Annotated in this window: 4 protein-coding genes and 3 tRNA genes; all 7 read right to left on the reverse strand. The window is 53.2% G+C overall.

What is annotated here, in order from left to right; genetic code table 11:
• On the reverse strand, positions 1-342 hold a 342-nt coding region (locus ACQ4OE_RS26665), incomplete at its 3' end, for a GTP-binding protein (protein ID WP_430948446.1).
• Between the two features lie 85 nt (positions 343-427).
• Positions 428-503: transfer RNA gene (locus tag ACQ4OE_RS26670), tRNA-Thr, on the reverse strand.
• A 26-nt stretch (positions 504-529) separates the two neighbouring features.
• Positions 530-603, reverse strand: a tRNA-Gly gene (locus ACQ4OE_RS26675).
• Between the two features lie 25 nt (positions 604-628).
• Positions 629-713 (reverse strand) — tRNA-Tyr (locus ACQ4OE_RS26680).
• A 143-nt stretch (positions 714-856) separates the two neighbouring features.
• Positions 857-1288 (reverse strand): hypothetical protein, encoded by a 432-nt coding sequence (locus tag ACQ4OE_RS26685; protein ID WP_430948448.1) that lies wholly within the window; start codon positions 1286-1288, stop codon positions 857-859.
• A gap of 7 nt (positions 1289-1295) precedes the next feature.
• Entirely contained in the window at positions 1296-2048 is a 753-nt protein-coding gene (locus ACQ4OE_RS26690) for a pantothenate kinase (protein WP_430948449.1), read from the reverse strand.
• Positions 2038-2991: a bifunctional biotin--[acetyl-CoA-carboxylase] ligase/biotin operon repressor BirA gene (gene birA / locus ACQ4OE_RS26695; protein ID WP_430948450.1), complete on the reverse strand. Its 954-nt coding sequence runs from the start codon at positions 2989-2991 to the stop codon at positions 2038-2040. The genes ACQ4OE_RS26690 and birA overlap by 11 nt, the downstream gene beginning before the upstream one ends.
• Positions 2992-3077 lie beyond the last annotated feature (86 nt).

Raw genomic sequence — 3077 nt, forward strand, 5'->3', positions numbered from 1 at the left:
CGGCATCGGACCATCAGCGGCCGAGCAAACCAGGATAGCGCCGTCCATTTGAGCAGCACCAGTGATCATGTTCTTCACATAGTCAGCGTGACCTGGGCAGTCAACGTGAGCGTAGTGACGGATCAGCGAGTTGTACTCAACGTGTGCGGTGTTGATGGTGATACCGCGAGCCTTTTCTTCTGGAGCGCTGTCGATCTTGTCGAATTCAACTACGGCCGAACCGAAAACTTCGGAGCAGACGCGAGTCAGAGCAGCGGTCAGAGTGGTTTTACCGTGGTCAACGTGACCAATGGTCCCAACGTTGACGTGGGGCAGGGAACGATCAAATTTTTCCTTAGCCATCGATAACACCCTCAACAGAAGAAATTAGACAAACAATATCAACCATTAAAACAAAGGCAGATATTTTCATATCTGCCTTGTTATATGGAGCTCTTGAGCGGATTTGAACCGCTGACCTCACCCTTACCAAGGGTGTGCTCTACCAACTGAGCTACAAGAGCAAAACACTTTGCACAACCTGCAAACTTGGAGCGGGTAGCGGGAATCGAACCCGCATCATCAGCTTGGAAGGCTGAGGTTCTACCACTAAACTATACCCGCGGAGCCTGCAGCTCACGCTTAAATCTGGTGGAGGGAGAAGGATTCGAACCTTCGAAGTCGTAGACGTCAGATTTACAGTCTGATCCCTTTGGCCGCTCGGGAACCCCTCCTAATCAGGCCGGCATTCTATACTATGCCAAACCCCTGTCAAGCATTTTCTCATTTAAAAACCTGAGGTTAGCTGCATTGACACCGCCCTACTTTGATTCCCTGTTCAGGTCTTCGCTGTGGAGCGGGCGCCATTCTATGCAAACTATTCAGCGGGTGCAACCCCCTCGCACTGCATTATTTTATGTTTTAACTCATTGAATTCCTTGGAAAGGTTTTGCAACTGCGCATCCCCCAGCAAACGCTGGCTCTGAGGAGTGACGGACAGCCAGTAACCAGCTCCAGAATCATTCTTCGCCAAAGATTGCACTTCGACTCCCATTTCAGCCAATCGCTGCTGAAGCTCCGAAATCGACTCCTGACTGGACAATCCTCCAACGAAAAGACATTCGTTGCGCCGAGCACCTTGTCCCGCCTTGGCCCTATCCGTTGTTTCGCTGAGCAAGCGAATGTCTTGCTGGGAACCGCGATACAGACTGAGAGGCGTAACATCCTTCGCCCGCAAGGGCGCTTCCTGCTGATGCCAGACATAGTAAAAAACGTTGAGAACAAGAAGCAGGAGGAACAACCAACGCATACAAACCTCAGGTAAAAGGACATGCCATAGCCAGCCCAACGAATACCAGGTCGGGAACAACCTTGGCCTCGGGCGCCACACCTGCGACCAGTTCAGCATCACCGCCAGTTATGAAAACTGAAAATTCACTTCCCCAGTAGGAGCGGGCCAGCTCCAACTGCGTCAACACAAATCCCCGTAACATCAATGAACAGCCGCGCTCTACCGCCTCAACAGTCGACCGCCCCGGAGCGTTACTGGAAAGCGCTCGTTCCACTGCCAAATCTCCGTAGCGAATCTTCCGGGTATGAGTGCGCAATTGATTGCGCATCAACGGCATTCCGGGACAAATAAATCCGCCCAGATGTTCACCATTCGTGGCGATGAAGTCCGCAGTAACCGCCGTACCAAAATCAAGCACCAAGCAGGCATCGCCCGACGCAAGGTGAAACCCGCCCAGCATCGCCAACCACCGATCAAGGCCGAGGCGCTCATAGTCCTCATAGCCATTTTTCACCCCGGACATCTCACGAGCGGACTTTGCACACACCACCGAAATACCGAACTCCCGCTCGATAATGGCGGTTAATGCATCCGTCTCCTCCGCAGTCCGAACACTGACTACGCGACACTTGCTCAGTGCGAGCCCGTCGAGAGTTCGCAAACCGCCAAGCAGCGCTTGGTCAGAATCGACCACTCCCTCAGAAAACAAAACCCCGACTGCGCCGCTTAACACTCGCCACTTGATAAAACTGTTTCCACAGTCGAGCTCAAGAATCATCACGCAACCTCAGGCTGAGCTCACCGCCACTAAAGTTTTTTTCCATGCCATCCACCTTCAGCCGCAGCGCACCCTGACTATCTATTCCGAGCACCACACCATCTATTTGGCTGGACCCCGCAATCAACGACACCGATCGATTCTGCCACAAGTGATTCGCCTCCCACTCCGCCTGGAGGGCCGAAAAGCCATCCGCCTGATGACGCCGAATATAGGAACTCAACTGATTACTCAGCTCAACCGCCAATTCGTTTCGGTCAGTGCTATTACCTGACTCCAGCCGTATTGAAGTCCATTGCTGGTCGACCCCTTCAGCCTTCTGCATATTCACGTTGACACCAATACCCAACACCACGTGGCAAACGTCTGCAGGATCTCCGACGAGCTCGAGGAGAATGCCGGCGATTTTTCTGTTACTGGCCAGGACATCATTGGGCCACTTCAGCCCAGCACTCGCCACACCGAAATTTCGTAGCGCCTGTAACACTGCCAGGCCCACAACGAGACTCAAGCCCTCAAGCTGACGCATTCCGCCATCGATACGCAGGACGAGGCTGTAATAGAGATTTTCAGCAAACGGACTTATCCACACGCGCCCCCTACGCCCACGCCCCGAGACTTGGCGCTCTGCAAGCACTAAAAATGGCGCTAACTCACCCTGGCTGATGGCACGCAATGCTTCAGCGTTAGTAGAGTCGACCGAATCCAGAACGGTTACCGGCCAGTCTGGCGACATTGCCGATATGGCTAGAGAGTCGAGCAACATCAACGGCGAAGCCAATTGATAACCCCGACCTCGAACTTTATGAATAGATAAGCCAAGCTCGGCCTCAAGATGCTGAAGCTGCTTCCACACCGCACTTCGACTTATTCCCAGGGCGGCACCCAGATCCTGACCAGAATGGAATCGACCATCTTTCAGAAGGTTCAACAACGTCAACATGCAAGTCTCGCCTCACAATAAGGCCCGAATAATAGCCATGCCCCGGGCCGCTGCATAGAAATCAAGCAGGTGCTTTTCCTGCGGGC

Source organism: Pseudomonas sp. WC2, assembly GCF_050586545.1.
Classification (GTDB): domain Bacteria; phylum Pseudomonadota; class Gammaproteobacteria; order Pseudomonadales; family Pseudomonadaceae; genus Aquipseudomonas.

Bases quoted from the DNA above. Each gene is read 5' to 3' on its own strand.
- ACQ4OE_RS26685 (WP_430948448.1), bottom strand. From the start codon at position 1,288: ATGCGTTGGTTGTTCCTCCTGCTTCTTGTTCTCAACGTTTTTTACTAT.
- ACQ4OE_RS26690 (WP_430948449.1), bottom strand. From the start codon at position 2,048: ATGATTCTTGAGCTCGACTGTGGAAACAGTTTTATCAAGTGGCGAGTG.
- birA (WP_430948450.1), bottom strand. From the start codon at position 2,991: ATGTTGACGTTGTTGAACCTTCTGAAAGATGGTCGATTCCATTCTGGT.